22 protein-coding genes and 1 pseudogene are annotated in these 26855 nt (G+C 61.9%); 19 read left to right on the forward strand and 4 right to left on the reverse strand.

Annotated features, from left to right (window positions below):
- Positions 1-75: 75 nt before the first annotated feature.
- Both hemE and CLU93_RS12515 read left to right on the forward strand, forming a co-directional pair.
- Entirely contained in the window at positions 76-1161 is a 1086-nt protein-coding gene (hemE, locus tag CLU93_RS12510; RefSeq protein WP_099761557.1) for a uroporphyrinogen decarboxylase, read from the forward strand.
- A gap of 840 nt (positions 1162-2001) precedes the next feature.
- Complete coding sequence (locus tag CLU93_RS12515; RefSeq protein WP_099761560.1) at positions 2002-4041, forward strand: primosomal protein N'; 2040 nt, start codon at positions 2002-2004, stop codon at positions 4039-4041.
- A 1-nt stretch (position 4042) separates the two neighbouring features.
- On the opposite strand, the gene CLU93_RS12520 is transcribed toward CLU93_RS12515, so the two are convergent.
- A complete protein-coding gene (locus CLU93_RS12520; protein ID WP_099761563.1) occupies positions 4043-4933 on the reverse strand; it encodes an ArgP/LysG family DNA-binding transcriptional regulator in 891 nt (296 codons plus the stop codon).
- A gap of 129 nt (positions 4934-5062) precedes the next feature.
- On the opposite strand from CLU93_RS12520, the gene CLU93_RS12525 reads away from it, so the two are divergent.
- The 3 genes from CLU93_RS12525 to CLU93_RS12535 all read left to right on the forward strand — a co-directional run bounded on the left by CLU93_RS12525 (position 5063) and on the right by CLU93_RS12535 (position 8562).
- Positions 5063-6511: a dihydrolipoyl dehydrogenase gene (locus CLU93_RS12525; RefSeq protein WP_099761566.1), complete on the forward strand. Its 1449-nt coding sequence runs from the start codon at positions 5063-5065 to the stop codon at positions 6509-6511.
- Positions 6512-6674: 163 nt separating this feature from the next.
- Positions 6675-7796, forward strand: coding sequence for an HD-GYP domain-containing protein (locus CLU93_RS12530; protein WP_243420074.1), 1122 nt, complete (start codon positions 6675-6677; stop codon positions 7794-7796).
- A gap of 193 nt (positions 7797-7989) precedes the next feature.
- A complete protein-coding gene (locus tag CLU93_RS12535) occupies positions 7990-8562 on the forward strand; it encodes an FxDxF family PEP-CTERM protein (protein WP_180287846.1) in 573 nt (190 codons plus the stop codon).
- Between the two features lie 3 nt (positions 8563-8565).
- Here CLU93_RS12535 and CLU93_RS12540 read toward each other — a convergent pair whose 3' ends face one another.
- The gene (locus tag CLU93_RS12540) at positions 8566-9051 is read right to left on the reverse strand and encodes an SRPBCC family protein (RefSeq protein WP_099761568.1); all 486 of its coding nucleotides are present in this window, start codon (positions 9049-9051) and stop codon (positions 8566-8568) included.
- Positions 9052-9260: 209 nt separating this feature from the next.
- Here CLU93_RS12540 and CLU93_RS12545 point away from each other — a divergent pair, with 209 nt between their 5' ends.
- Positions 9261-11321, forward strand: coding sequence for a UvrD-helicase domain-containing protein (locus tag CLU93_RS12545; RefSeq protein WP_099761571.1), 2061 nt, complete (start codon positions 9261-9263; stop codon positions 11319-11321).
- A gap of 7 nt (positions 11322-11328) precedes the next feature.
- Here CLU93_RS12545 and CLU93_RS12550 read toward each other — a convergent pair whose 3' ends face one another.
- Together CLU93_RS12550 and CLU93_RS12555 are read right to left on the reverse strand one after the other, a co-directional pair.
- Complete coding sequence (locus tag CLU93_RS12550) at positions 11329-11685, reverse strand: addiction module antidote protein (protein ID WP_099761574.1); 357 nt, start codon at positions 11683-11685, stop codon at positions 11329-11331.
- Complete coding sequence (locus CLU93_RS12555; RefSeq protein WP_243420073.1) at positions 11682-12062, reverse strand: type II toxin-antitoxin system RelE/ParE family toxin; 381 nt, start codon at positions 12060-12062, stop codon at positions 11682-11684. The genes CLU93_RS12550 and CLU93_RS12555 overlap by 4 nt, the downstream gene beginning before the upstream one ends.
- 161 nt (positions 12063-12223) lie before the next feature.
- On the opposite strand from CLU93_RS12555, the gene CLU93_RS12560 reads away from it, so the two are divergent.
- From CLU93_RS12560 to CLU93_RS12615, 13 genes and pseudogenes are all read left to right on the forward strand, one after another.
- Positions 12224-12442, forward strand: coding sequence for a SlyX family protein (locus CLU93_RS12560; RefSeq protein ID WP_070290273.1), 219 nt, complete (start codon positions 12224-12226; stop codon positions 12440-12442).
- A gap of 154 nt (positions 12443-12596) precedes the next feature.
- The gene (locus CLU93_RS12565; protein ID WP_257224943.1) at positions 12597-14756 is read left to right on the forward strand and encodes a M3 family metallopeptidase; all 2160 of its coding nucleotides are present in this window, start codon (positions 12597-12599) and stop codon (positions 14754-14756) included.
- Between the two features lie 226 nt (positions 14757-14982).
- A complete protein-coding gene (locus tag CLU93_RS12570) occupies positions 14983-17133 on the forward strand; it encodes a M3 family metallopeptidase (RefSeq protein WP_099761579.1) in 2151 nt (716 codons plus the stop codon).
- A 109-nt stretch (positions 17134-17242) separates the two neighbouring features.
- Complete coding sequence (locus CLU93_RS12575) at positions 17243-17455, forward strand: VF530 family DNA-binding protein (RefSeq protein WP_070219603.1); 213 nt, start codon at positions 17243-17245, stop codon at positions 17453-17455.
- A gap of 12 nt (positions 17456-17467) precedes the next feature.
- A complete protein-coding gene (locus CLU93_RS12580) occupies positions 17468-17746 on the forward strand; it encodes a DUF4404 family protein (protein WP_099761582.1) in 279 nt (92 codons plus the stop codon).
- Positions 17747-17983: 237 nt separating this feature from the next.
- Positions 17984-20245, forward strand: a complete 2262-nt coding sequence (locus CLU93_RS12585) for a YgiQ family radical SAM protein (protein ID WP_218968380.1) — start codon at positions 17984-17986, stop codon at positions 20243-20245.
- Positions 20246-20526: 281 nt separating this feature from the next.
- A pseudogene (locus tag CLU93_RS28825) lies at positions 20527-20634 on the forward strand (zinc-ribbon domain-containing protein); the annotation flags it as partial.
- A gap of 144 nt (positions 20635-20778) precedes the next feature.
- A complete protein-coding gene (locus tag CLU93_RS12590) occupies positions 20779-21537 on the forward strand; it encodes a hypothetical protein (protein ID WP_257224945.1) in 759 nt (252 codons plus the stop codon).
- 47 nt (positions 21538-21584) lie between these two features.
- Positions 21585-22307 (forward strand): hypothetical protein, encoded by a 723-nt coding sequence (locus tag CLU93_RS12595; protein WP_099761587.1) that lies wholly within the window; start codon positions 21585-21587, stop codon positions 22305-22307.
- Positions 22308-22372: 65 nt separating this feature from the next.
- Positions 22373-23515 (forward strand): zinc ribbon domain-containing protein, encoded by a 1143-nt coding sequence (locus CLU93_RS12600; RefSeq protein WP_099761589.1) that lies wholly within the window; start codon positions 22373-22375, stop codon positions 23513-23515.
- 8 nt (positions 23516-23523) lie between these two features.
- On the forward strand, positions 23524-24621 hold the full coding sequence (locus CLU93_RS12605) for a zinc ribbon domain-containing protein (RefSeq protein WP_099761591.1): 1098 nt from the start codon (positions 23524-23526) through the stop codon (positions 24619-24621).
- A gap of 163 nt (positions 24622-24784) precedes the next feature.
- Positions 24785-25666: an EamA family transporter gene (locus CLU93_RS12610; RefSeq protein WP_099761593.1), complete on the forward strand. Its 882-nt coding sequence runs from the start codon at positions 24785-24787 to the stop codon at positions 25664-25666.
- A 208-nt stretch (positions 25667-25874) separates the two neighbouring features.
- Positions 25875-26834 carry a sugar ABC transporter substrate-binding protein gene (locus CLU93_RS12615; RefSeq protein ID WP_099761595.1) on the forward strand — a complete coding sequence of 320 codons (960 nt, stop codon included), beginning with the start codon at positions 25875-25877 and terminating at the stop codon, positions 26832-26834.
- Positions 26835-26855 lie beyond the last annotated feature (21 nt).

Below are 26855 nucleotides of genomic sequence, written 5' to 3' on the forward strand. Positions count from 1 at the left end.
AGCGGCACCTGAATCAATGATTTGCTGGCGATTGGATGCGATAATACCGCTTCTTCCCAAGCTCGATTGCCTGCCATGCCACAATTTGCTCCGCTCCAGAATGATACTTTCCTGCGCGCCCTGTTGCGCCAGCCGACCGAGCACACCCCTGTCTGGCTGATGCGCCAGGCGGGCCGCTACCTGCCCGAATACCGCGCCACGCGCGAGCGGGCCGGCTCCTTCCTGGGCCTGGCAAAGAATCCCGATTACGCCACCGAAGTGACCTTGCAGCCCCTGGAGCGCTTCCCGCTCGACGCGGCCATCCTGTTTTCCGACATCCTGACGGTGCCCGACGCGATGGGTCTGGGCCTGTATTTCGCCGATGGTGAAGGTCCGAAGTTCGAGCGTCCGTTGCGCACGGAGCAGGATGTGAAGGCCTTGCAAGTGCCGGACCTGGAGTCGCTCGACTACGTTTTCAAGGCCGTCACGCAAATCCGCACGGAACTCAATGGCCGCGTGCCGCTGATCGGTTTTTCCGGCAGCCCGTGGACCCTGGCGTGCTACATGGTGGAAGGCAGCGGCTCGAAAGAGTTCCATACCATCAAGAAGATGCTGTACAACCGCCCGGACCTGATGCACCACATCCTGGCGATTAACGCCACGTCCGTGGCGCAGTACCTGAATGCGCAAATCGATGCCGGCGCGCAAGCCGTGATGATTTTCGACTCGTGGGGCGGTGCGCTGGCCGATGGCGCCTACCAGGAATTCTCGCTGGCCTACATGCAGCAAGTGGTGGCGCAGCTGAAACGCGACAAGGATGGCGTGAAGATTCCCGCCATCGTGTTTACCAAGGGCGGCGGCCAGTGGATCGAACAGATCGCCGACATCGGCGCCGATGCCGTGGGCCTGGACTGGACCGTCAACCTGACGCGCGCGCGCCAGCTGGTCGGGCATAAAGTGGGCTTGCAGGGCAATCTCGACCCGGCCATCCTGTTCGCCAGCCCCGAGCAGATCCGCGCCGAAGTGGCGAAAGTGCTCAACGCCTTTGGCGCGCCGTCGGCAGGCACGGGTCACGTGTTCAACCTGGGCCATGGCATTTCCCAGTTCACGCCGCCGGAATCGGTGGCAGCCATGGTGGAAGCCGTGCACAGCATGAGCCGCGCCATGCGCAGCGGCCAGTAAGCAAGCGCATTGCCCTGGCACAGGGGTAGAGAGGCAGGCTTTCCAGCGAAAGCCTGCCTTTTTCTTTGCTGCGCCTTAGCAAGAAATACCGACTTATGCACAATTTTTTTTGCTGCGGAAATAAGAGGCAGTCGAAAATCCATGCCCGGGGATGCTCTGCAAGTGCTTGATTATTAAGAAATAAAAAATGCCTTGCCCGGCGGACTTTGTTGCAATTGATAAGGTTATTCTTCCGTTCGCCAGCCTTATTCCTTCATTGTCCACAAAGTTATCAACAGATTCTGTGGATAAAATTGAAAAGTATTTTGTTAACCGATACTTAGCGTCGATGTTCAGATTTCACCTGAAGTGCATGTTGCACTGCATGATCATTCAACAATGTTTCGCCGCGCGCCAGGCAAAACCGAACGCTTGCCCGGCAATTGTCAACTTTGCCGCCTATGGTGGAGATTTTTGCGCAAGGCATGCATCAAAACGGTGCTTATTCCTGTATAAAAAAATCAGAAATGGTTCAGTTATGCACAGCGGCGGAAATGCCCCACGGATTTATCGCCTTCCGGGGATCAATTTTTAAGTCATTGATTTTAAATAGTTAATTTTTCTTGCGTGCCCCTCTTGACGGCGATCAAAATTTTCTGTCCACATTTTTATGAAAGTTAATTTTGCTTTGTCCACAAAGTTATCCACAGAATTTTCTTCAGGCATGATGACACGCTGTGCTGCCTGCGGTTAGGCGTTTGACGGACGAAACAAGTATCATGGCCCGCTGGCTTGATGCCTGACCTCCCGCCGCGCGATGGACCCTGCCGCGCGCTTTTTTATAAGATAGGCCAACTCCCCATGTCGCAGTGCCTTTTGACGTCGTGCATCCTGAAAATCGCGCTCGACACGCCCCTGAACGCCCTGTTCGACTACCGCTGGAACGCGGCGGCGGACGTGCCGCTACCGCAAGTGGGGCAGCTGGCGCTGGTGCCGTTTGGCCGGCGCGAAGTGATGGGGCTGATCGTCGGCATCTCAAGCAGCACCGACGTGCCCGCCGCGAAATTGAAGGACGTGCTGGCCGTGCGCAGCCAGCTGGCGCCGCTGTCGGAACAGTGGCTGGCGCTGGCCGCCTTTGCCGCCGATTACTACCAGCGCCCGCTGGGCGAGGTGGCGCTGCCGGGTTTGCCGAAGAATCTGCGCGTGCTGACCACCGTGGCACTGGACCGCGCCATCAAGAAGCTGGCCAAGCTGGCCGATGCGCACGACGGCACGCCGCTGAACATGCCGGCCCTGAATGCCGCCCAGCAAGAAGCGGCCGACGCCATCGGCGGCGCACAGGGTTTCAAGCCGACCTTGCTGTACGGCGTAACGGGCAGCGGCAAGACGGAAGTGTATCTGCAAGCCTGCGCCCAGGTGCTGGCGCGCGACGAGGCGGCGCAAATCCTCATCCTGGTGCCGGAAATTAACCTGACACCCCAGCTGGAAGGCAATATCCGCGCGCGCTTTCCCGGCGTCATGCTGGCCACCTTGCACAGCAGCCTGTCCGAGGGCGAACGCATGCTGCACTGGCTGGCCGCCCACCAGGGCCAGGCGCGCATCGTGCTCGGCACGCGGCTGGCCATCCTGGCGTCCTTGCCGAAACTCAAACTGATCGTCATCGACGAGGAACACGACCCGTCCTACAAGCAGCAGGAAGGCTTGCGCTATTCCGCGCGCGACCTGGCCGTGTGGCGCGCCTGGCAATTGCAGATTCCCATCGTGCTCGGTTCGGCCACGCCCTCGCTGGAAAGCTGGCACCACGCGCAGACGGGGCGCTACCGCAAGCTGGAACTGCGCGAGCGGGCGGTGAAAAATGCCGTCTTGCCGCGCGTCAAGATCCTCGACATGGAGCGCGACAAGCCGAAAGATGGCCTGACCTCGCATCTGGTGGCCGCCTTGAAACTGCGCATGGAGCGCGGTGAGCAGTCGCTGCTGTTTTTGAACCGGCGCGGCTATTCGCCCGTGATCTGTTGTGAATCGTGCGGCTGGATCAGCAATTGCACGCGCTGCACCTCGTTCATGGTGCTGCACAAGCCCGAGCACCGGCTGCGCTGCCACCATTGCAGCCTGGAATTGCGCATTCCCCGCCATTGCCCCACCTGCGGCAACGTCGACTTGCAGCCGCTGGGACGCGGCACGCAGCGGGTGGAAGAAGGTTTGCAGCAATTGTTTCCCGAGGCGCGCATCTTGCGCATCGATGCCGATTCCACGCGCAAGAAGGGCAGCGCGCAGGAAGCGTTCGACACCGTGCACCGGGGCGAAGTGGATATTCTGATCGGCACGCAGATGGTGGCCAAGGGCCACGATTTCAAAAAGCTGACCTTGGTCGGCATTTTGAATCCGGACACGGCCCTGTTTTCCCAGGATTACCGGGCCAGCGAACGGCTGTTCGCCCAGCTGATGCAAGTGGCGGGCCGGGCCGGGCGCGCCGCGCAGACGGAAGGGGGCAGCGTCAGTGAGGTGCTGATCCAGACGCGCTATGCGCGCCATCCGCTGTACGACGCCGTCGTCAACCACGACTACGACCATTTCGCCACGACCTTGCTGGAAGAGCGGGCGCAGGCGGCGTTGCCACCGTACCTGTTCCAGGCCCTGCTGCGCGCCGAGGCGCCCGAGCTGGCCACGGCCATCGAATTCCTGCAGGCGGCCAAGGAGTGTATGGCGCACCCGCAAGTGACCATCAATGACCCGATTCCCATGAGCATGACGCGCGTTTACAACGTGGACCGCGCCCAGCTGCTGCTGGAATCGCCCTCGCGGCCGGCCCTGCAGGCGTTTTTAAAAGAATGGTTAAGTGAGCTGCGCGCCATGAAGTCGCGCGTGAAATGGTCGCTGGAAGTGGACCCGCTGGATATTTAAATTACTGCAGGTAATCGCGCGCCGATTTGACGATCTGCTCGGACAGCAGCTTGGTAAACGGCGTGTCCAGAGTCCACGCATGCCAGCTCAGCGGCATATCCAGGGTGCTGCCCGGCAGCAGATCCACGAGGCGGTCCGTTGCCAGCGCTGGCGCGGCCAGGCGCTGCGGCATCAGGCCGTAAGCCAGTCCATCCTGGACGCAGCCGCGGCGCGCCGCTTCCACGGGTAAAGTATGGTGCGGAAACGGTTCACGCATGCTCAATTTTTCAGCAAGGAAACGTGCCAGCAAGCCGTGCTGACCCACCACGGCGGGCGCCAGCTGCACCGCCTCGGCACTGAAACCATCGCCGAACCAGTGGCCCGCAAACACGGGTGTGGCCACGCAGACATAGCGCAGGGTGCCCAGCGGCGTGACGCTGGTGGCCGCCGCCGCGTCCAGTGCTGTGCCGGACTCGGCCGCCACGCAGCCGAACACGGAGCCGTCGCGCACCATTTGCAAGGCGCTGTCGCTGTCGGCCAGGCGCACGTCGAGCTGGCAGCGCGGCGGCGCCAGCAGGGCGGATAAAGTGTCGGGGAACCACGTGGCCAGGCTGTCGGCATCGATGGCGATGGCGATTTCCGGCATGCTGACGCTGTTGCCCAGGTCGATGTCGAGCGAGGCTTCCATCAGCTTGACGTTGCGGTGATGCACGATCAGGCGCTGACCCAGGCCCGTCGGCACGGCCGGCTGGCCACGGATGATCAGCAGGCGCCCGCTGGCGTCTTCCAGCGCCTTGATGCGCTGCGAGACGGCTGACTGGGTGATGCCCAGCGCCAGGGCGGCCTTGTCGAAACTGCCATGGCTGGCCACGGCGTCCAGCACGGCCAGCGCGCGATAATCGAGTGATCCCATTAGCTCAGCTTATAAATTCTAAAAATGATTAGTTATACTAATACATATATTGCAGCAAAGTAAAACCTTATTTTCGGCAAACGGGTAGTATCGAACGCTGTGAGCAACCTCAGTGGGATGGACAGCACGATGAAAACACTACAAGTGGATGTGGCCGTGATCGGCAGCGGCACGGCCGGCATGACGGCGCACAAGGCGGCGCGCATGCAGGGCAAGCGCGTGCTGATGATCGAAAGCGGGCCGTACGGCACGACCTGCGCGCGCGTGGGCTGCATGCCCAGCAAACTCTTGATCGCGGCGGCCGAGGCGGCCCATGCGGTGGCTGCCGCGCCCGCTTTTGGCGTGCATCCGGGCCCCGTGCGCATCGATGGCCAGCAAGTGATGGCCAGGGTGCGTAGCGAGCGCGACCGCTTTGTCGGTTTCGTCCTCGATGGCGTCAATGCCATCCCCGAGGAAGAAAAACTGCGCGGCCATGCGCGCTTTATTTCCCCCGGCACATTGCAGGTGGATGAACACACGCTGGTGGAAGCGGCCAGCGTGGTGATTGCCACCGGTTCCACGTCCATCGTGCCGCCCGAGTGGCGGGCGGCGGGCGACAGAGTCATCACCAGCGACGCCGTGTTCGAATGGACGGACTTGCCGCAATCGGTGGCCGTGGTCGGCGGCGGCGTCATCGGCCTGGAACTGGGCCAGGCGCTGGCCCGCCTGGGCGTGCGCGTGACCCTGTTTGCGCGCGGCAACAAAGTCGCGCAGCTGACGGACCCGCTGGTGCTGCGCGAGGCGGGCGCCGTGCTGGCGCGCGAACTCGACATCCGCTTCCAGACCACGGTGGCGCACGTGGAAAAAACATCGGATGGCAGCGGCATCGTGCTCACCAGCCGCGATGGCGCGGGCGCGGAAAAAACCGAGCAGTTCGAGTATCTGCTGGCCGCCATCGGCCGCCGTCCGAACGTGGACCAGATCGGGCTGGACACGGCGCAAATCGAGCTCGACCGCCACGGCATTCCCCTGCATGACCCGCACACCATGCAGTGCGGCAAGAGCGCCATCTTTATCGCCGGCGATGCCGACAACGCCTTGCCGCTGCTGCCCGAAGCTGCCGACGAGGGCCGCATCGCGGGCGAGAATGCGGCGCGCTTTCCTGACGTCAAACCTGGCTTGCGCCGCACGCCGCTGGCGATCGCCTTCACGGAGCCGCAAATCGCCACCCTGGGCGCCACCTACCAGCAACTGTGCGTGAGCCACGCGGGCCGCTTTGCCGTCGGTGCCGTGTCGTTCGGCAACCAGGGCCGCAGCCGCGTGATGCTGCAAAACCAGGGCTTGCTGCGCGTGTATGCAGAGTTTGGCAGCAAGCGCTTTCTCGGCGCCGAACTGATCGGCCCACGGGCGGAACACCTGGGCCACTTGCTGGCCTGGGCATGCCAGGCACAGCTGACGGTGCCGGCCATGCTCGACATGCCGTTTTACCACCCCGTCATCGAGGAAGGCGTGCGCACGGCCTTGCGCGAGCTGGCGCTGCACCTGGAAAAAGACCCGGAACACGCACCGGGCTGCGCCGATTGCTCGCCTGGCGTCTGATGCAATTTTTGTATTTAAACAATTTTGTAGACAAGCGCACATGATTGCGCGATCATCGTTGCCACATTGGAATATTGACTAAAAGCAAAAAATATTTCAATTGGTTCATGCCCACGACTTCCTGATGGTAAAAAGGGTGGCGGCTAGCGATGACGGAGACGATGTGAAAATTCGGCGCATTTATGCGGGAGAACTCGCCCTGGGCGTGGCCCTGCCCTGGGACGTGCATGATGAGACGGGCAGCTTGCTGGCCAGGCTGGGCCATGTCATCAGCAGCGAGAACCAGATCGCATTGCTGCTGGCGCGTGGCGTCATCGCCGATACCAGCGCGGACGTGCCGCGCACGGCCACGGAAGCGCCGTCGGCCCTGCGCATGCTGAACCTCGTCACGGCGGGCCTGGCCCTCGTCTTGCCGGCGATTGCCGCCGGGCAGGCGGGCAGCCACGCGTCCTTGGTGCCGCTGGCGCAGCTGGTGGAAGAGGCGGTGGCACTGGACGCCGACGTGGCGCTGGCCTGCATCCTGCACAACCAGGGTGCGGGCGACTTTGCCGTGCGCCACAGCGTCGACACGGCCGTCATCACGGCCTTGCTGGCGCGTGCCCTGAAACTCGATGACGGGGTAATCCGCAGCGTGCTGCTCGCTGCGCTGAGCATGAATGTGGGCATGCTGGAACGCCATGCGGATTTCCAGCACAAGGCGGGCCCGCTGGACGCGCAGGAACGCGCCTATTTGCGCGCCCATCCGCAAGCGGGTGTCGACTTGCTGCGCGCGGCCGGCGTCACGGATGCCGTCTGGCTGCAAGCCGTGCTGCAGCACCATGAAAATATCGATGGCAGCGGTTATCCGCTGGGCACGCAAGGCGAGGCGATCGGCATCGGCGCGCGCCTGATCATGCTGGCCGACCGCTATTGCGCGCGCGTGTCAAGGCGCAGCTATCGCCAGCCCCTGCTGCCGAACGTGGCCCTGCGTGAAATGCTGATGGCCGACAAGGCTACCCTGGATGCGCCGCTGGCCTCGCTGCTGGTGCGCGAGCTGGGCATCTACCCGGTCGGCACCTTCGTCAAATTACTCAATGGGGAAATCGGCGTCGTCACGCGCAAGGGCTTGAATGCCACCACGCCCCACGTGCAGTCGCTGATCGGCCCGCGTGGCGCGCGCCTGGACGTGCCGCTGCGCCGCGATACGCGCGTGGACTTGCACGCGATTCGCGAAGTGCTCAGCGCGGAGCAGGCGGGGCTGCAGTTTCGCCCCGACCAGCTGTGGGGCAGCAGCGCCAGGGCGTGATTGCTGTGTCATTTATGTCACTGTATTTGCAAAAATAATAATTGATTAATTGCAATTACTGCAAAAGATTATTACCATTAGTTTCCTGATGGTTACAAATACAGCGTTGGCCGATAGCGGCGAGAGGTCGTCAAACTCCCGTTGCAGATCTCAGCCATGACCACATGATCCGTATCTACACTGGAGCTTAGCGATGAAAAAACTGATCTGCCTGATGGCCCTGTCCGGCGCCGCCCTGTTGTCCAATGCGCACGCCGCCACGGTGTTTTCCGACAACCACAGTGGTTTGGGCGCCTTGGCCAGCCCTGGCCAGATTACCGATACTTTTACCGCCTCGGCCGGCGCGGCATTGCTGAGTTTCGAGATTCAAGGATATGCCAGTCTGGATGGCGCGAATGATTATGCGGACCTCTTCAAGCTGAGCGTCAACGGCACGACGCTGCTGACGGGCAGCTGGGACCTGGGCGGCGGCGGCGCCAACGTGATTTACCTGAACCCCAACAATGCCACCGTCAATGCCCAGACGAACGGCGCTTTCAGCGGCGGCAAAGCCAGCGTCTACATTCCCATTGCCTTGTTGAGCGGCCTCAACTCGATCACGTACTCCTACTCGGGCAATGCGCAAGGCCTCGGTGACGAAGGCTGGGGCATCAACGCCGTGAACGTGTCGGCCGTGCCGGAACCCGGCACCTACGCCATGATGCTGGCCGGCCTGGGCCTGGTGGGTTTTATGACGCGGCGCAAGGCAGCGAAAAAAGCGGCGTAACGGTCAGTTCAACAGACCCGCATCGAGGCGGCCCTCGGCCGCCAGCTCGCGCATGATGCGCACCGTGTCGATGTCGGATTCCTTGTAGGCGGAGCGGCGGAAGTCGTCGTACAGGGCGTTGGCCGCATCGGTGGCCGCGTCGTGGCCGTCGTCATACTGGAAGCGCACCCACAGGCTCGCTTCATCGGGCATTTCGATGGTCATCACCAGCGAGGACGCGCTGATATCCTGTTGCGCCGGCACGTCGTAGCGCACCTGCAGTTGGGGTATCAGCACCACCTTGTCGTTGATGACCAGCTCGCCATAGCGCAGGCTGCGCGCGAAACCGGCGTCGCTGCGCTCGCTGATCTGGCACTCGTCCAGGTGCGGTACGAACAGCCTAGGCGACTCGGCGCGCAAGACCAGGCCGCGCCAGACTTGTTCCAGGCTCAGGGTGTCGATCAGCGGGTTCAGCGGATCGTTGATTTCAATCAGGTGTTCAAATTTCATGGGACTGTCATTCGGTAAGTGGGCGCGCACGCGCGATACAGGCGGAATGGTACTCCAGGCTTGACATCGCCGCACGCATGGCATGGGCCAAGATGGCGGCAATTGGCGAGATATCAATGCCATTGCCTGTTTTTCACGCAGATCTTGCCGTGCAAATGGGGCGCGCGACGCTGTTACAATGGGCTGCTGTTCCCTGCGGAAATACCCTGATGTCCAAAGCACCACAGTTCGGTCTGAATGCGCCCCAAAGCGAAGCGGTTACCTACCTCGACGGCCCTTGCCTGGTGCTGGCGGGCGCCGGCTCGGGCAAGACGCGCGTGATCACGCAAAAGATCGCCCATCTGATCGAAGACCGCGGCTATGACCCGCGCACCATCGCCGCGCTGACCTTCACCAACAAGGCGGCGCTGGAAATGCAGGAACGCATCGCCAAACTCTTGAAGCAACCGCGCCAGGCCAAGCAGCTGACGGTGTCGACTTTCCACTCGCTGGGTGTGAAAATCCTGCGCCAGGAAGCCAATGGCGTCGGATTGAAAGACCGCTTTTCCATCATGGACAGCGACGACTGTTTTTCCCTCGTGCAAGACCTCGCCATTACCACCGATAAACAGGTGATACGCGGCATCCAGAACGCCATGTCCTTGTGGAAAAACGGCCTGATCGACCCGGACATGGCGCTGGCACAAGCCAAGGAAGAGGATGAAGCGAACGCGGCGCGCATCTACCGCAGCTATGTAGCAACGCTCTCCGCCTACCAGGCCGTCGATTTCGACGATCTGATCCGCTTGCCGGTGGAACTGTTCCGCAACAACGGTCCCGTGCGCGACAAGTGGCAGCGCCGCCTGCGCTACCTGCTGGTCGATGAATACCAGGATACGAATACGTGCCAGTACGAACTGGTGAAACTGATGGTGACGGGCATCGGCAAGAAGCCGATGTTTACGGCCGTGGGCGACGACGACCAGGCCATTTATGCCTGGCGCGGCGCCACCGTGGAAAACCTGAAGACCCTGGAAACGGATTTCCCCGATTTGCGGGTGATCAAGCTCGAGCAGAATTATCGCTCCACCATGCGCGTGCTGAACGCGGCCAATGCCGTCATTGGCAACAACCCGAAACTGTTTGAAAAGTCGCTGTGGTCGGAGCACGGCCTGGGCGAGCCGATCAAGGTGCTGGGCATGCAGACGGACGAGCAGGAGGCGGAGCAGGTCGCCATCATGATTTCGGCCGACCATTTTGAGCGCAAGAACAAGTTTTCCGACTATGCGATTTTGTACCGGGGCAACCACCAGGCGCGCATCATCGAGCAGTGTCTGCGCAAGGAACGCATCCCGTACACGATTTCGGGCGGCCAGAGCTTCTTCGACAAGGCCGAGATCAAGGACATCATCAGCTATCTGCGCCTGCTGGCGAACGAAGACGATGACCCGGCCTTCATCCGCGCCGTGACGACGCCGCGCCGTGGCGTGGGACAGTCGACTTTGGAAGTGCTGGGCGCGTTTTCGGGGCAGTGGCAGTGCTCGCTGTTCCAGGCCGTTTTTAAAGGCGGCATCGAGGCCAAGCTGACGGACCGGCAACTGGGGCCATTGCGCGATTTCTGCAACTTCATCAACGATCTCGAATCGCGCGCCAGCCGTCCCGGCGCGGCCGGCAGCGGCGACAACGCGGCCGAAGTGCTGGACGACATGATGAAGGAAATCCACTACGAATCGTATCTGTACGATGCCTTCGAGGAACGGCAAGCGCAAAGCAAGTGGCAGAACGTGCTGGAATTCGTCAACTGGCTCAAGGAACGGGGCAGGGGCGGCAAGGATCGCGACGGCGAAGAAAAGAACGTGCTGGAACTGACGCAGATGGTGGCCCTGATGACCATGCTCGAAGGCAAGGACGAAGAGCAGGACGCCGTGCGCATGTCGACCCTGCACGCGTCCAAGGGTCTGGAATTCCCGCACGTGTTTCTGGTCGGTGTGGAAGAGGGCATCTTGCCGCACAAGGGCGACCCTGACGCGCCGGCTGAAACCATCGCCGCGCGCATCCAGGAAGAGCGCCGCCTGATGTATGTGGGCATCACGCGCGCCCAGCGCACCTTGCACGTGACCTGGTGCAAGAAGCGCAAGCGGGCGGGCGAGCAAGTCCATTGTGACCCGTCGCGTTTCATCAAGGAAATGCAACTCGACGTGGGCGACGCCGTGCCGACGGAGTCGGAAATCATTTCGCCGAAAGAACGGCTGGCGCGCATGAAGGCCTTGCTGGCCACGCCGAAAGTGTAAGCGGCGTTCAGGCTTCCACGGCGCCGTCCGGCGTGGTTTTTGGCACGATGGCCAGCTGCATGCCCAGCGCATCGAGCATCTTCAAAATGGTTTCGAAGCGCGGCTTGCTGCCTTCGCGCAAGGCTTTATAGGCGCCTTCGCGCGTGATGTCGGCCCGCGCCGCCACCTTGCCCATGCCGTAGGCACGCACCACGTCGTTCATGGCGGCCTGGAACAGCTCGGCGTTGCCGGTGGCGACGATTTCGCTCATGTAGGCGGCCACGGCGGCTTTGCTGGTCAGGTGTTGCGTCGGGTCAAATTTGCTCAGGCCTAATGCTTCCAGGTCGTCGAGATCGAAGGTGTCACTGTGTATGTCCTGGTTCATTTTTTTCGTACTCCTGTCGATGGGCCTGCCGCCGCTTTCCGGATGGCTGACTGCCGGGCTTTCAAGTCCTTGAGGATCGCTTGCGCCTGCTTGATGTCGCGTTGCTGGCTCGATTTGTTTCCACCCAGCAGCAACAAGATCAGGGTGCCCCGATTCGTTTCGTGAAAATACACGCGCCAGCCAGGTCCCGTCTGTAAAAAACGCAGCTCGCACACGCCTTCACCCACTGGCCGCCAGTCGCCCTTTTTTCCGTGCTGCAAATGCTTGATGCGCGCATCGATGGCGGCCGCCGCCACGTCGTGCAGGGAATCTTCCCAGCGCCGGTATTCGGCCGTCTTGCGCGTATCGATCAGGTCAGGCAAGGTGGATACGTCCATTGTAATCGTTTGTTCTCATTCGTCAAGCGGTTTGATTCAGCCATCAGGGAAGAATAGGCAGAAATGGCCGCCTGACCGATGGGGAATGGACGAGGTTTGTGCTGGCTCACGCCGCTGCGGCGGTAGAATGCCGCTTTCAGTCAGGAATCACCGAGAGCACCATGGACAATGCAGAACAGATGGAAACACGTTTCGTCGATATCGAAATCAAGCTGGCGCAGCAGGAAGACCTGGTCGAGTCGCTGAACCAGATGGTGTACCAGCAAGGCAAGCGCATCGACCAGCTCGAAGCGATGCTGCACAAGCTGGGCGAACACGTGCGCGACGGGGCGCAGCAGGCAAACGGCGGACTGGTCAACGAACGTCCGCCGCATTACTGAATCGGCATCGTGGCGCGGAGCGCATGAAAACCGTTCCTTACCGGCAGGCGCGCTACCATCGGTAGCGGCGGGTGACGCAAGTGTGTCAGGCTGTTATTATTTCAGGCTGGCCCGCGACACAATCGCGGCTCTCTTGCGTTTCTTGAAAGAAGACATGACCCGTCCTACAATGCTCGTCATCGCCGCCAGCCTGATGCTGGCACCAGCCGCCGCCGCTTTTGCCGCCACCACCGTGCCCACCACTGCCGCTACCGCGGCCGCAGCCTTGCCCGCCTCGAACCCGTTTGCGCAAGCGAGCAGCCTGCCATTCCACTATCCGCCGTTCGACAAGGTGCAGGACGCCGACTACGCGCCCGCCTTTACGGCCGGCATGGCCGCCAACCTGGCGGAAATCAACGCGATTGCGAATAATCCGAAAGCGGCCACGTTCGACAACACCATCGTCGCCATGGAACGCTCGGGTCAGCTGCTGAGCCGTGTGCGCACCGTGTTTTCCGTGATGTCCGGCTCGAACACGAATGAGACGATCCAGGGCCTGGAACGCGAGCTGGCGCCGAAAATGGCCGCCCACAGCGACGCGGTCATGCTCAACGACAAATTGTTCAAGCGCATCGACAGCCTGTACGCCAAGCGCGCCAAGCTGGGCCTCGATGCCGAATCGAAGCGTTTGCTGGAACGCTATCACACGGATTTTGTACGCGCGGGCGCCAAGCTGTCGGCGGCGGACAAACAAAAGCTGCGTGCCTACAACGGCCAACTGGCGGCCCTGTCGACCAAGTTCGCGCAAAATGTCTTGAAAGAATTGAACGCCTCGGCCGTCGTCGTCGATACGCGCGAAGAACTCGACGGCCTGTCGCCGGCCGCCATCGAAGTGGCTGCCGGCCTGGCCAAGAAGCGCGGCCTGGATGGCAAATACGTGATCGCCCTCGTCAATACGACGGGCCAGGCGCCGCTGTCGCTGCTGACCAATCGCGCCGTGCGCGAACGCATCATGGCCGCTTCGCAAGCGCGCGGCAGCCGTGGCGGCGAGTTCGACAATACCGCCGAAGTGCTGGAACTGGCGAAACTGCGCGCTGAACGTGCCGCGCTGATGGGCTACCCGAACTATGCGGCCTATTCGCTGGAAGACCAGACGGCGCATGACACCACCGCCGTGAACGCCCTGCTGGGCGAGCTGGCGAAGCCGGCCGTCGTCAATGCGCGGCGTGAAGCGGACGATATCCAGAAGGTCATCGATGCAGGCAAAGGCGGCTTCAAGGTGGGCGCTGCCGACTGGGCTTTCTATAGCGACAAGGTACGCGCCGAACGCTACAACTTTGATGAAACGCAACTCAAACCGTACTTTGAAATGCACAGCGTGCTGACCAAGGGCGTGTTCTTTGCCGCAGGCAAGTTGTACGGCCTCACCTTCAAGCAGCGCACCGACTTGCCCGTCTACACGTCCGACATGCTGGTGTACGACGTCTTCAATGAAGACGGCACGCAGCTGGCCATCTTTACGCTGGACCCTTACGCGCGCAGCAACAAGCGCGGCGGCGCCTGGGCGAATGCCTACGTGGGCCAGTCGGGCTTGCTGAACCGCAAGCCGGTGATTGCGAATAACCTCAACATTCCAAAGCCGGAAGCGGGCCAGCCGACCCTGATGACGTTTGACGAAGTCAACACCATGTTCCACGAATTCGGCCATGCGCTGCACGGCATGTTTTCGAACGTGAAATACCCGCGCTTCGCCGGCACCAGCGTGCCGCGCGACTTCGTCGAATACCCGTCGCAAGTCAATGAAATGTGGGCGCTGTGGCCGGAAGTGCTGCAAAACTATGCCAAGCACTACCAGACGGGCGCGGCCATCCCGGCCGAGCTGCTGGCCAAAGTGACGGCGGCCGACAATTTCAACCAGGGCTATAAAACCACGGAATACCTGGCATCGGCCTTGCTGGACCAGCGCTGGCACCAGCTGACCCCGGCACAGATCCCCACCGACGTGCTCGCCTTTGAAAAGGCCGCCTTGAGCGACGCGGGCGTCGATTTCGCCCCGGCGCCGCCGCGCTACCGCACCACGTATTTCTCGCACGCATTCGCGGGAGGCTATTCGGCCGGCTACTACGCGTATCTGTGGTCGGAAAAGCTCGATGCCGACACGGTCGAGTGGTTCAAGGAAAACGGCGGCCTGACGCGCAAGAATGGCGACTGGTTCAGAGCCAAGTTGCTGTCACGCGGCGGCAGCGCCGATGCGCTCGACATCTATCGCAACTTCCGTGGCCGCGATGCGAAGATCGAGCCGCTGCTGCAACGCCGTGGCTTGAACGGTAAGTAAGTCGTCTGATTCCGGCGTCAAAGCCGGGTGCATGAAAAAGGCTGCCAAGCGATTGGCAGCCTTTTTTATTTGGCGATGTTGATTGCAGACCGTGGTAAACCGCGCATTTGGCGTGATGCACCACAGGATCGCCCATGTTGGATGACGCCTGTGTGACAGGCTGCTATGATCTGCCACTGGCCCGCGACGCGATCGCGGTTCTTCCCCGCGCTTCCTGAAAGATGTCATGATCCGTCCACAACTGCTCGTCATCGCCGCCAGCGTCATGCTGGCCCACGCCGCTCCATCCGCCTTGGCCGCCACCGCTGCCAACTCCGCACCCGCCGCCATCAGCGCCCAAAATCCCCTGTTGAAAGTCAGCCCGCTGCCATTCCAGATGCCGCAGTTTGGTCTGATCAAGGATGGTCACTACGCGCCGGCGTTTGCCGAAGGCATGAAACGCCAGCTGGCTGAAGTCAATGCGATTGCCAACAACCGCCAGGCGCCCACGTTTGAAAACACCATCGTGGCCCTCGAGCGCACGGGACAGCTGCTGCACCGCGTGCAAAGCATCTTCAGCAACATGACCTCGACCAATACCAATGCCGTGCTGGAAGCGGTGGAAGTGGATGTGTCGCCCAAGCTGGCCGCGCATGGCGACGCGATCACCCTGAATCCGAAACTGTTTGCCCGCATCGACACCCTGTACGCCAAGCGCGACAAGCTGGGCCTCGATGCCGAATCCTTGCGCCTCTTGGCCCGTTATCACACCGATTTCGTGCGCGCCGGCGCCAAGCTGTCCGATGCGGACAAGGAAAAACTGAAAGCCTACAACGCCGAGCAGGCGGGCCTGGAAACGGCCTTCGCGCAAAACGTGCTGAAGGAAACGAATGCCAAGAGCATCGTCGTCGACACGCGCGCCGAACTGGCCGGCATGACGGACAGCGATATCGACACGGCAGCCGCTGCCGCCAAGGAACGCGGCTTGAACGGCAAGTTCCTCATCGCCCTCGTCAACACCAGCGGCCAGCCGCCATTGGCCGTATTGACGGATCGCAAGACGCGTCAGCGTTTGATGGAGGCGTCGCTGAACCGGGGCAGCCAGGGCGGCGAGTTCGACAACCGCGCCATCGTGCTGAAGCTGGCCAAACTGCGCGCCGAACGGGCCACCTTGCTCGGTTACGCCAATTACGCCGCGTATTCGCTGGAAGACCAGACGGCCAAGACGACGACCGCCGTCAACACCCTGCTGTCGGAACTGGCGAAACCGGCCGTCGCGAATGCGCGCCGCGAAGCGGCCGACCTGCAGCAAGTGGTCGATGCGGAAAAGGGCGGTTTCCAGGTGGCAGCGGCCGACTGGGCCATCTACACGGACAAGCTGCGCAAGCAACGTTTCAACTTTGATGAAAACGAGCTGAAACCGTACCTGGAACTCAACAGCGTGCTGAACAACGGCGTCTTCTTTGCCGCCAATAAACTGTACGGCATCAGCTTCAAGCAACGTACTGATTTACCGGTGTACAACCCGGACGTGCGCGTCTACGACGTGCTGGACGCCAACGGCAAGCCGCTGGCCCTGTTCATCGCCGACTTTTATGCGCGCGGCAACAAGCATGGCGGCGCGTGGATGAATGAATACGTGTCGCAATCGTCGTTGATGGGCACGCATCCCGTCGTCGCCAACCAATTGAATATTCCGAAGCCACCGGCCGGTCAGCCGACGCTATTGACGTTCGATGAAGTGACGACCATGTTCCACGAATTCGGCCATGCGCTGCACGGCATGTTCTCGAACGTGAAATACCCGCGCTTTGCCGGCACCAGCGTGCCGAGCGACTTCGTCGAATATCCATCGCAAGTCAATGAAATGTGGGCCGTCTGGCCGGAAGTGCTGCAAAACTATGCCAAGCACTACCAGAGCGGCGCGGCCATGCCGCAGGAATTGCTCGATAAAGTCACGGCAGCGAAGAAATTCAACCAGGGCTTCATGACCACGGAATACCTGTCGGCGGCCCTGCTGGACCAGCGCTGGCACCAGTTGGCGCCAGCGCAGATTCCGACCGACGTGCTGGCCTTTGAAGCGGCATCGCTGAAAGACGCGGGCGTCGACTACGCACCCGTGCCGCCGCGCTACCGCACCAGCTACTTCTCGCACAGCTTCTCGGGCGGCTACTCGGCGGCATATTATGCCTACCTGTGGTCGGAAAAGCTGGACGCGGAATCGGTCAACTGGTTCAAGGAAAACGGCGGCTTGACGCGCAAGAATGGCGACTGGTTCCGCAGCAAATTGCTGTCGCGCGGCGGCAGCGTCGATGCGCTGCAACTGTTCCGTGACTTCCGCGGCCGCGACGCTACCGTGGAACCGCTGCTGGAACGCCGCGGCTTGAACGCCAAGTAAGCCATCCTCATCTGAAGCTTGCGTTGCGTTGACATGGCGCACGCAAGCTTTCTGTGCCGGCGGCGTAGAATTGAGTAAGATGTAAATAAGTAGGCAGTCGAAAGAGTATATGAGTCAGCAAGATTTGAATGGCATTACCCTGGAAGGTATCGTGACGCGCCTGCACGCCCACTACGGTTGGGACGGCTTGGCCAAGCACATCGATATCAATTGCTTTATCAGCGATCCCAGCATCAAGTCGAGCCTGAAGTTTTTGCGCAAGACCCCGTGGGCCAGGAGCAAGGTGGAACAATTGTTCCTGGACACGCAATTTACTGACTGACAGGAAAAAGATATGGATAGCAAACTCAAGGAATCGTTGCAACAGCTGCAATCGACCATCGCATCTGGCGATCCTGTGGATGAAGAAACGCATGGTTTGCTGCAAAAGCTCAATGGTGATATTCAGCAACTGCTGGAAAAGCGCGCCGCGCAGGAACCGGACGAAGAGTCGACCACCTATGGCCTGGCCGAGCGCAGCCAGGAATTGTCGGCCAAGTTCGCCGTCAAGCATCCGAAACTGGAGCCGGCGCTGCGGGAACTTGGTGAGATTTTGGCGAATATGGGGATCTGATGTAACCCGGGGAAAAGCTGGGGTCAGACCCCTGAAGGGTCTGACCCCAAGGGCCACATTTCCCCAAGTGATTGAAAAATAAACGTTTTTTATACGAAAATCCAACAGTAAAAAGCAGGCCGTCAGGTTGGAAATGGCCAATTCCGGTACAATCCGTACCCTATGAGCTCCCCTACCAATTTATTTGCGACCGTTCCCAAGCGGTCTGCCCGCGCTGCCGTGGCGCCTTTCCTGCCAATGTCGCGTGCCGAGATGGACGCGCTGGGCTGGGACCAGTGCGACGTCATCCTCGTCACGGGCGACGCCTACATCGACCATCCGAGTTTCGGCATGGCCCTGGTGGGCCGCCTGCTCGAAGCGCAAGGTTACCGCGTCGGCATCATCAGCCAGCCCGACTGGCTGTCGGCCGACGCCTTCCGCATCCTCGGCAAGCCGCGTCTGTATTACGGCATTACGGCCGGCAACATGGATTCCATGGTCAACCAGTACACGGCCGACCGCAAGATCCGCTCCGACGACGCCTACACGGCGAATGCCGAACCGAATAAACGCCCGGACCGCGCCGTCACCGTGTACGCCCAGCGCGCGCGCGAAGCATATCCCGACGTGCCGGTGGTCATCGGCAGCATCGAAGCGTCCTTGCGCCGCATCGCCCATTATGATTACTGGTCGGACAAGGTCCGCCGTTCCGTCTTGCCCGATTCCAAGGCCGATCTGCTGATCTTCGGCAATGCCGAACGGGCGCTGGTCGACTTGACGCACCGTCTGGCTGCCGGCGAAGCCATCAAGGATATCCGCGACTTGCGCGGCACGGCCTTCATGGTGCCGGCCGGCTGGCTGCCCGGCGACGACTGGGGTGTGCACAATTCCACCCGCGTCGACGTCCCCGGCAAGGTCGATCCGCACTACAGCCCGTATGAGATGGTGCAGGAAGACAAGACCGCCTGCGCCACGGAAAATGCCTCAAAATCGGCCGAAGTCATCAAGCCGATCCGCATCATGAGCCGCGAAGAGCGCCTGGCCATGGCCAAGGAAAAGCACGACAAGACCGTCGTGCGCCTGCCCGCCTACGATGTCGTCAAGGATGACCCGGTGATGTATGCGCACGCCTCGCGCGTGTTCCACCTGGAATCGAATCCCGGCAATGCGCGTGCCATGGTGCAGGCGCACGGCGAACGCGACGTGTGGCTCAATCCGCCGCCGCTGCCGCTGGCCATGGACGAGATGGATGGCGTGTACGACATGAATTACGCGCGCGCGCCGCACCCGAGCTATGGCAAGGCGCACATTCCCGCCTGGGAAATGATCCGCTTTTCCGTCAATATCATGCGCGGCTGCTTCGGCGGCTGCACCTTCTGTTCGATCACCGAGCATGAGGGCCGCATCATCCAGAGCCGTTCGGAACCGTCGATCTTGCGCGAAATCGAGCATATCCGCGATAAAACCAAGGGCTTCACGGGCACCATTTCCGATATGGGTGGCCCGACGGCGAATATGTACCGCCTCGCTTGCAAAGACAAAGAGATCGAAGTGTCGTGCCGCCGCCTGTCCTGCGTGTACCCGTCCATCTGCGTGAATCTGGGCACGGACCACAGCAAGCTCATTTCCCTGTACCGCAAGGCGCGCGCCATTCCCGGCATCAAGAAAGTGCTGATCAGCTCGGGCTTGCGCTACGACCTGGCCGTGCGTTCGCCCGAATACGTCAAAGAGTTGGTGACGCACCACGTCGGCGGCCTCTTGAAAATTGCGCCCGAGCACACGGAAGAGGGCACTTTGTCGAAGATGATGAAGCCCGGCATCGGCGCGTATGACGAGTTCAAGGAAATGTTCGACCGTTTCTCGCTGGAAGCGGGCAAGAAGCAGTATTTGATCCCGTACTTCATCGCGGCCCATCCGGGCACGACGGACCTGGACATGCTCAATTTGGCCCTGTGGCTGAAGAAAAACAATTTCAAGCTGGACCAGGTGCAAACCTTCATGCCCACGCCGATGGCCATGGCCACGACCATGTATCACACACGCAAGAATCCTTTGCGCAAGGTTACGGCAGACTCGGAAGTGGTGGAAACGGCGCGCAGCGGCAAGATCCGCCGCACGCACAAGGCTTTCCTGCGCTACCAGGACCCGGCCAACTGGCCGATTTTGCGCGAAGCGCTGGTCAACATGGGGCGTGGCGACTTGATCGGCAATGGCGACAAGCACTTGATTCCTGCCTGGACGTCGTCCGAGTCGGGCGGCCTGGCCGCAGGCGAACGCAGCCGCCAGACGCATGGTGCCGGCACGCCGGACAAGTTCAAGGTCACGCCGGGCAAGAACCGCATCGCCCTGGGCGGCACGGCAGCGGCGCCGAAAGCATCGGCTGCCGAGTCGAAAGTGCGGCCCTCGATCTTGTCGACCATCAAAACGAAGGCCAAGCCGGCCGCCGTGCCGATGGGCCGTGGCAGCAAGCCGCCTGCCAAGGGCGGCCATGCCGCGCCAGCACGCGGCGGGCGCAAGTAAGCTACCTTCGGCCCTCGGGCATCGCCTGAAAACCCGGCAACGCACACTGCGTTGCCGGGTTTTTTGCTTTCCGAGCACCAAGATGGTGCGCGACACCTGCTTGGCGGCAGGATTTTTACCAATATTTAAAAATTGAATAGAGCAAAAGGCAATTTTCTCTTGTGGCAACTTGCTGTTTGAAAATATACTCGTTGCATATTTAGCCGTACGGCAACAAAGCTGCCATTCTGGCAAGCGATACAGGCGTATGGCGTCAGCGTTGATATGAAAAGAGATGCCAATTGAAATGCCTTTCCTGCCAGGCCGAGAATAAACCGGGTGCAAAATTCTGTTCTTCCTGCGGCACGACGTTTGCCGTTGCCGCCACCATTGCCGCCCCGCTGCCAGGCAAATCCTGTGGCCAGTGCGGCCATGATTGCAAGGCCGATGCCAGATTCTGCCCCAAGTGCGCGTTCAGCTTTGCCGTGGCGCCCGTGGCGGCAGCGGTGCCGCCGCCTCTGCCGGAACCGGTCATTGCGCCCGCCATCGAGCCCGTGCCTGAACCTCTCCCGACGCCAGTGGTGAAACCTGTCGCGGTACCACCGCCACCGCCCGTGCTGGAAAAGCGCCAGCCTGAAGCCGCACCCGCACCCGCACCCGCACCCGCTCCCGCTCCCGCTCCCGCTCCCGCGCCAGAACCTGCTGCCTCAGCCGCCAGCGTGCCCAAAGCGCCAGATGACAAGCGACCGGATGGCCTCCCCCTCAAGCTGATTGCCGCAGTCGTCGCAGCGGTAGTGCTGCTGGGCGGTGCAGGTGGGTATTATTTCCTGTCAAGCAAGCCGCCAGCGTCGCAGCCGGCACCCGTGCCACCTGTGCCGCCGGAACCTGCGCCTGCTGCCGAGAAGCCGCTGGCCATCAGCGACCCTGTGTTCGATGGCGCCAAGGCGGCCGAGCCTGCCGTGACGCCAGCGGTACCCGCCCCGACGCCCACCCCGGCACCCGCACCGGTTGCCAGTCCTGCGCCCGCGCCCGAGCCGGCACCGGCACCGGCACCTGTCGTGGAAAAGCCGGCCAAGCCCGTCAAGGTGACACCGCCGGCCGCGCCTGTCAACAAGGCTGCCGGACTGGAAAGTGTGATCACGGAGAGCCTGTCGGAAGCGAGCCACTGCATGAGCCAGCGCAAATACGACTGTGCCATTGCCAACGCGAATGCCGTGTTGCGCATGGACAAGGGCAACCGCTACGCGCTCGACATCAAGCGCAAGGCGAAAGACGCGCAAGACAAGGCGCTGTCGCAAATCCAGATCGAGTAAGCCGCGCTGCTTGCCTTCCCCCTATTTTGTTCCTCCCGGAGAATAACGTGAAAAACTTGAAACAAATTGCCAAGCCCATGGTAGCGCTGCTGGTTGTGTCCTCGATGCTGGCCGGTTGCGCCGCGCCGGGTGGCCCTGGCGCCACCGGCACCACCACCGCAGGCACGGAAGCGGCCAGCGGTGAATGCAATACGGCCATGCTGGCCGGCATCGGCGCTGTCGTGGGCGGCTTGCTGGGCGGTGGCACGAATACCGTGCGCGGCGCGGCCCTGGGCGCCAGCCTGGGCGCACTCGCCTGCGTGGCCTTGAACTATCAAAGCCAGCAAGTCAAGACGGCGCAGCAAGTGCAGGCCGACTACAAGGTGGCCAACAAGGGCAAGCTGCCCGAGCAGTCGACCTTGGTAAAGTATGAGACGGCCTTTACGCCATCTTCCGTACGTCCGGGCCAGAAGGCGCAGACCAATTCGTATATCGAAGTGGCAGCCGGCACGCGCGATCCGAACCCGCTGGTGGAAGAAGAGTTGAGCCTGTACAAGCCAAATGGCGACCTGATCAAAACTGTGCGCAAGGTGGTCAGCAGCAACAACGGCAGCGGCGCCTACAAGGGCGGCTTCTCGATTCCCATGCCCGAAGGCGTGCCGCAGGGCATTTACCCCGTGCGTACCGCCTTGTACCTGAATAGCAAGCGTGTCGGCGGCCAGGACGTCAAACTGCAGATCGTCCAGCGCCAGGCGCCTGCGAGCGAGCTGCAACTGGCGCTGGCTTACTGACACAGCAATACCACGGGGCGGCCAGGCAGGCCGTCCCATCCCGATTTCCCCCTTCCAGGCTAGACATGACCATTTCCACAGAAGCACATAAACCGTTTCCCTTTTCCTCCGCCGTGGGATCGCTGATCGAAGCGACCGATGCCATCAAGAATTTCCGCGCGATTGCCCTGCTGGCCCTGACCTTCATCGGCGCGGTGCTCGTCGGCGGCGTGCTGACGATGCTCGCCGGCAGCATGAGCAGTGTCGTGCTGGCCTTCCTGGGCGGCCTGATGGCCTTCCTCGTGATGTTTTACGGTTCCAACGCCGTGGGCATCCTGCTGATGCGCGATGCGCAGGGCCAGCCTGGCATGAGCCTGGTTGATGCCGTGCTCGTCTCGCTGTACACCAGCCACCGCCTGATCGCGGTCGTCTTCCTGGAATTTTTGATCGTGCTGGCGGCCATGATCGCCATCGCCATCATCTTGTTCGTCTGCAAAATCCCCGTGCTGGGCCCCGTGCTGTACGCGGTGGTCTTCCCCTTGTCGGCCATCGTGCTGGGCGTGCTGGTGTTCGCGCTGTTCTACGTGATGCTGCCGCTGGCCGGCCCTGCTGCCTGGTCGGGCGCCAGCGTGTTCCAGATCATTGCCCGCCTGAACCAGATCGTGCGCACCAAGCTGGTGTCGGTGATCCTGCTGGAAGTGCTGTTGTTCCTGATCACGTCGTTTACCGCGCTGCTGATCTTTGGCGTGCTGGGCACGGGCGTGTCGCTGACCACGGGCATGTCGGCTGGCATCCTGGGCCTAGGCGGCGGCCAGATGAACATGTACGCGCTGGCCTCGGGTCTGGGTGGCGGCAGCGGTTCCGGCTATATCATCGCTGCCGGCCTGGGCGGCGGCTTGCTGATGGCGGCCGCGGCCGTTGTGCCTGGCCTGATCTTCACCAAGGGCGTGTGCATCATTTACCTGAACGCCACGCGCAATGTCGATTTCAGCGCCTCGGAAGCGAGCCTGAACGACGGCCTGGCCGTGGTCAAGAAAAAGGCCGAGGAAGCGCGTGAACGTGCGCGCGCCCTGGCCGAGCAGGCGACGGCCCCAGCCGCTCCAGCCGCTCCAGCCGCCCCGGCAGCGCCAGCCGCTGCACCGGCAGACAGCCTGCAATGCCCGAGCTGCAAGGCACCGGTCGCGTCCGATGACGTGTTCTGCGGCGAATGCGCGCATAAACTCAAGTAAGGCAGACCATGGCTCACTTCTGTACCAAATGCGGCACGGCCTATGCCCCGGGCGCGCGCTTTTGCGATGAATGCGGCAATACCTTGCCTGCCACGGCAGCGGCAGCACCGGCGCCGGCACCGGCCAGTCCGGCCGGGGCTGGCGTGCAGCGGCGCCACGTCATGATTGCCGGCGGCGTGCTGGCGGTAGTCATCGTGGCTGGCGGCGCCCTGGCGTGGCTGCTGGCGCCCGAAGCGGCCTCGGCCAGCAGTTTCAGCCGCGCCATCGATGCCCACCTGACGGCCGACGAGGCGGCGCGCGACAAGTTGCTGTGCTTGACCAACTTGCCGTACCAGAAGGAAGAAATCCGCGTAGCCTCGTACGACAGTTCCACGCGGCAATGGCTCGATATCCTCGTGCGTAGCGGGCTGTACGCAGCTCCCGTCGAGCAAAGCAGCGGTGGCTGGCTTGCGCAATCGCAATTTGTCTACGCGCTGGCCGCCCCGGGCAAGGCGGCCTTGCGCGGCGACAAGCTGTGCGTGGCCAAGGGCGTGAAAGTGGCCAAGGTCAGCGGCTACGAGCAGGTGCGCGAGATGGGCGGTCAGCAGGTAGCGATGGCCACTGCCACGCTGGCCTTGACCGATGAGGCGACGTGGCTGGCCAAATCGGCGGACCGGGCACTGATCCTGCAACGCTTGCCGCACGGTGACCTGGAAGTGGAATTGCCGCTGGCGCTGGTCGACAAGCAATGGCAAGTCACCGACCGCGCGCAACTGCAGCAGGCCGCCATGAGCATGGCCATGGCAGGGGCCTTGGGTAATGCGTCGGCCACCCAGGGACCGGGCATGCTGGATAAACTGAAAGGCCTGTTCAGCTTTGGCGGCCACCCGCTGGTGGGCAAATGGAAGGCACCAATGGGCGGTGTGCTGGAATTTACGCGTGACAGCGTCATCGAGAACACCAAGGCAAGCAAAGGCACCTTTACCACCGAGGGCAATGTCGTGACGTTCGCGCCGGAAGGCGCAGGCGGCATGGCCATGCAAATCAGCCTGAGCAATAGCAACAACACGGCTACGCTCAGCATCGGCGGCATGCCGATCACGGTGCTGCAGCGCGTGCGCGATTAAGCATCCGGCGGGTGGCGCAGCGTGCCGCCTTGCATCATTCCAGAAGCCCGGCCATGCCGGGTTTTTTTACGCCCGCCAGGCAGCGGCGCGCCCGTCAATTTATCTTGACATTAAGATAGTACGCGTCCACACTGGGCTTTTATCTTAATGTCGAGATAGTTGCATGAGCTCTTCTTCTGCCCGTCCCGTCTGGGGCGACATTCTGCTCACGGCGCTGGCACCCCTGATCTGGGGTTCCACATATATCGTCACATCCGAACTGTTGCCGCCAGACCGGCCTTTCACGGCGGCCCTGATCCGCGTGTTGCCGGCCGGCTTGCTGTTGCTGCTGCTGATGCGGCGCCTGCCCGCGCGGCGCGAGTGGGGCCGCGTGCTGATTCTTTCCGCACTCAATATCGGCGTGTTCCAGGCGCTGCTGTTCGTCGCCGCCTACCGCTTGCCGGGTGGCCTGGCGGCTGTGGTGGGGGCCATCCAGCCGCTGCTGGTGATGGGGCTGGCATGGGGCGTGGAAGGACGCCGTCCGGCCCGCCTGGCCTTGGGGGCCAGCGTGCTGGGCGTGGCCGGCATGGGCGTCTTGTTATTGTCGCCGCGCACCGTGTGGGAACCCGTCGGCATCGCCGCCGCGCTGGGCGGCACGGCTTGCATGGCGGCCGGCACGTATCTGACGCGGCGCTGGAAGCCGGATTTGCCCGTGCTGGCGTTGACGGGCTGGCAATTGCTGCTCGGCGGCCTGATGCTGGCGCCCGTCGCCTGGCTGGCCGATGCCCCGTTGCCGGCCTTGTCGCTGCAGCAAGTGCTGGCCTACGCCTACCTGTGCCTGGCCGGCGCCCTGCTGGCGTATGCGCTATGGTTTCGCGGCATCGCCAGGCTGTCTCCCGTGGCCGTGTCATCGCTGGGCTTGCTCAGCCCCCTGATGGCCGTCCTGCTGGGCTGGGCCTTGCTGGGCCAGGCCATGACGGGCTGGTCAATGCTGGGCTTGCTGCTGGTGCTGGCCAGCGTGCTGGCGGTGCAGTGGGCCAGCGCCCGTCCCGCAGCAAACAGCTGACTGCCGCGCATTTCCCCTCGGCAGGCTGATCGCATCGGCCTGCCTGTTTCCCTCTGAACGTTCCCTTTTTGCTGCACCGCACATACTGTTTTGCTTGCACTGATGTGTGGCATTGAGGCACTATTCGCTTCGCGCAAACGTTTGCGCGCAATGAAATTCCATAAAAGCATGCTCTACACGTGCTTGACCAATAACTCTGGAGACGCTCATGACATCCCGTATTCGCCTGAAAATGATTGCCGCCGCTGTCCTGGTGTGTGCCTTGCCCGCCGTGCCGGCGATGGCGCAGACACCTGCCAAACCGAAGGTGGCGCTGGTGATGAAGTCGCTCGCCAATGAATTTTTCCTGACCATGGAAAATGGCGCCAAGGCGCATCAGAAGGCGAATGCCGCCAAGTACGACTTGCTGTCGAACGGCATCAAGGATGAAACGGATACGTCGAGCCAGATCAAGCTGGTCGAGCAAATGATCGTCTCGCGCGTCAACGCGCTGGTGATCGCGCCGGCCGACTCGAAAGCGCTGGTGCCGGTGCTGAAAAAGGCCATCGACGCGGGCATCATCGTCGTCAATATCGACAACAAGCTCGACGAGGGCGCCCTGAAAGAAAAGGGCATCACCGTACCGTTCGTCGGTCCGGACAACCGCAAGGGCGCCAAGGTCGTCGGCGACTACCTGGCCAAGCAGATCAAAAAGGGCGATCCCGTCGGCATCATCGAAGGCGTGTCCACCACCTACAACGCGCAGCAGCGCACCCTGGGTTTCCAGGACGCCATGAACGCGGCCGGCGCCAAGGTCGTCAGTGTGCAGTCGGGCCAGTGGGAAATCGCCCCTGCCAACACGGTGGCGGCCGCCATGCTGAACGCCAACCCGAATATCAAGGCCTTGCTGTGCGGTAACGACAACATGGCCATCGGCGCCATTTCCGCCATCAAGGCAGCCGGCAAGACGGGCAAAGTGCTGGTCGTCGGCTATGACAACATCAACGCCATCAAGCCGATGCTGGCCGATGGCCGCGTGCTGGCCACCGCCGACCAGTTCGGTTCGCAGCAAGCCGTGTTCGGCATTGAGACCGTGCTGAAAGCGCTGGCGCAGAAGAAGAAACAGGCCGAGCTCGGTGGCGTCATCGAAACCAAGGTCGAACTGGTCGCCAAGGGCGCCAAGTCCTGATCGCCTGATCGTTTGATCCCG

The organism is Janthinobacterium sp. 35, assembly GCF_002754575.1.
GTDB lineage: Bacteria > Pseudomonadota > Gammaproteobacteria > Burkholderiales > Burkholderiaceae_D > Janthinobacterium > Janthinobacterium tructae.

Coding starts and splice junctions, on each gene's coding strand:
- CLU93_RS12550 (WP_099761574.1), bottom strand. CDS start 11,685: ATGAACCAGGACATACACAGTGACACCTTCGATCTCGACGACCTGGAA.
- CLU93_RS12535 (WP_180287846.1), top strand. CDS start 7,990: ATGAAAAAACTGATCTGCCTGATGGCCCTGTCCGGCGCCGCCCTGTTG.
- CLU93_RS12520 (WP_099761563.1), bottom strand. CDS start 4,933: ATGGGATCACTCGATTATCGCGCGCTGGCCGTGCTGGACGCCGTGGCC.
- CLU93_RS12600 (WP_099761589.1), top strand. CDS start 22,373: ATGACCATTTCCACAGAAGCACATAAACCGTTTCCCTTTTCCTCCGCC.
- CLU93_RS12570 (WP_099761579.1), top strand. CDS start 14,983: ATGATCCGTCCACAACTGCTCGTCATCGCCGCCAGCGTCATGCTGGCC.
- CLU93_RS12540 (WP_099761568.1), bottom strand. CDS start 9,051: ATGAAATTTGAACACCTGATTGAAATCAACGATCCGCTGAACCCGCTG.
- CLU93_RS12515 (WP_099761560.1), top strand. CDS start 2,002: ATGTCGCAGTGCCTTTTGACGTCGTGCATCCTGAAAATCGCGCTCGAC.
- CLU93_RS12575 (WP_070219603.1), top strand. CDS start 17,243: ATGAGTCAGCAAGATTTGAATGGCATTACCCTGGAAGGTATCGTGACG.
- CLU93_RS12610 (WP_099761593.1), top strand. CDS start 24,785: ATGAGCTCTTCTTCTGCCCGTCCCGTCTGGGGCGACATTCTGCTCACG.
- CLU93_RS12560 (WP_070290273.1), top strand. CDS start 12,224: ATGGACAATGCAGAACAGATGGAAACACGTTTCGTCGATATCGAAATC.
- CLU93_RS12585 (WP_218968380.1), top strand. CDS start 17,984: ATGTCGCGTGCCGAGATGGACGCGCTGGGCTGGGACCAGTGCGACGTC.
- CLU93_RS12615 (WP_099761595.1), top strand. CDS start 25,875: ATGACATCCCGTATTCGCCTGAAAATGATTGCCGCCGCTGTCCTGGTG.
- CLU93_RS12565 (WP_257224943.1), top strand. CDS start 12,597: ATGACCCGTCCTACAATGCTCGTCATCGCCGCCAGCCTGATGCTGGCA.
- CLU93_RS12605 (WP_099761591.1), top strand. CDS start 23,524: ATGGCTCACTTCTGTACCAAATGCGGCACGGCCTATGCCCCGGGCGCG.
- CLU93_RS12545 (WP_099761571.1), top strand. CDS start 9,261: ATGTCCAAAGCACCACAGTTCGGTCTGAATGCGCCCCAAAGCGAAGCG.
- hemE (WP_099761557.1), top strand. CDS start 76: ATGCCACAATTTGCTCCGCTCCAGAATGATACTTTCCTGCGCGCCCTG.
- CLU93_RS12580 (WP_099761582.1), top strand. CDS start 17,468: ATGGATAGCAAACTCAAGGAATCGTTGCAACAGCTGCAATCGACCATC.
- CLU93_RS12555 (WP_243420073.1), bottom strand. CDS start 12,062: ATGGACGTATCCACCTTGCCTGACCTGATCGATACGCGCAAGACGGCC.
- CLU93_RS12525 (WP_099761566.1), top strand. CDS start 5,063: ATGAAAACACTACAAGTGGATGTGGCCGTGATCGGCAGCGGCACGGCC.